The organism is Kitasatospora sp. NPDC057500, from assembly GCF_042802195.1.
GTDB lineage: Bacteria > Actinomycetota > Actinomycetes > Streptomycetales > Streptomycetaceae > Kitasatospora.
This window is the reverse complement of the sequence record NZ_JBHVER010000439.1, coordinates 1-1,514: the sequence shown is the minus strand read 5'-3', so window position 1 is coordinate 1,514 and position 1,514 is coordinate 1. Positions and strand designations below refer to the sequence as shown.

The following is a 1,514-nucleotide window of genomic DNA, read 5'->3' as shown; positions in this document are numbered from 1 at the left end:
AACAGCAACCGACCCCACCACTTCACCGCCCGCCTCAACACCACCGCCCTCCGCAACAACCCCGACCTCCCGCCCATCTACCGCACCCTCCTGCCCCTGACGTCACCCAGGCTCCGCGCCGCAGCAGCCAACGGCAGCAAGAGCGAGCAGGGCGGCCTCGCTCAGCGGCTCTCCGCGATGACCGAGCGCGAGCGTGACCAGGTACTGATCAATCTGGTCCGCGAACAACTCGCCGCAATCCTCGGCCACACCAACCCCGCAGAGGTTGAAGCGGACCGCCCATTCAAGGAACTGGGCATCGACTCCCTCACCGCCGTCGAACTCCGCAACAAGCTCAGCGCCATCACCGGAATCCGTCTTCCGGCAACCCTGGTCTTCGATCACCCCACTCCCACCACGCTCGCCAACTATCTGCGAGACCAGATGGTGAGGCCCCAGGGGACGGAAGCGGCCCCGGACAACGTGCGGGCCACGATCGAGGAACCGGTCGCCGTTGTGGCGATGAGCTGCCGCTTCCCGGCAGGCGTCCGCACGCCCCAGGAACTCTGGCAACTGCTCGCAGCGGACTCCGACGCAATCGGCGAATTCCCCACCGACCGGGGCTGGGATCTGGAGAATCTCTACGATCAGGCCGAGGGACAACCGCACAAGGTCTACACCCGGCACGGCGGCTTCCTCGAAGAAGCAGATTCCTTCGACGCCGAGTTCTTCTCCATGAGCCCTCGTGAGGCGCTCGCCACGGACCCCCAGCAGCGGCTGCTGTTGGAATGCGCGTGGGAGGCGATCGAGAGTGCCGGAGTGGATCCGTCCACCCTGCGTGGAAGCCGCACCGGTGTGTTCGCCGGCGTCATGTACAACGACTACGGGACACGCTTCGCTCAGGCTCCGGCTGGGCTCGAAGGATTCATGAGCAACGGCAGTGCCGGCAGTGTGGCGTCCGGTCGGATCGCCTATGCCCTCGGTCTTGAGGGCCCGGCCGTGACGGTGGACACGGCGTGCTCCTCGTCGCTGGTCTCCATGCACTTGGCCAGCCAGGCCCTGCGGTACGGCGACTGCGATCTCGCCATCGCGGGTGGCGTCACTCTCATGGCGACCCCGAACACCTTCATCGAGTTCAGCCAGCAGCGCGGACTGTCAGCGGACGGTCGGTGCAAGCCGTTCGCCGCGAGCGCCGACGGAACCGGATTCTCCGAGGGTGTGGGGTTGGTGGTCCTGGAGCGGTTGTCGGACGCCCAGCGCAACGGGCACACCGTGCTGGCGCTGGTGCGAGGCAGCGCCGTCAACCAGGACGGCGCCAGCAACGGGCTGACCGCTCCGAACGGCCCTTCCCAGGAGCGGGTCATCCGCCAGGCGCTCGCCAACGCCGGCCTTGCCGCCGACCAGGTCGACGCCGTCGAGGCCCACGGCACCGGCACCCGCCTCGGCGACCCGATCGAGGCCCAGGCACTCCTGGCCACCTACGGCCAGGACCGCCCCGCCGACCAGCCCCTGCACCTCGGCTCCATCAAGTCGAA

Annotated in this window: 1 protein-coding gene; it reads left to right on the top strand. The window is 68.0% G+C overall.

What is annotated here, in order from left to right:
- The coding region (locus tag ACFU74_RS37270) for a beta-ketoacyl synthase N-terminal-like domain-containing protein (protein WP_380764576.1) at positions 1 to 1,514 on the top strand (1,514 nt) is incomplete at both ends.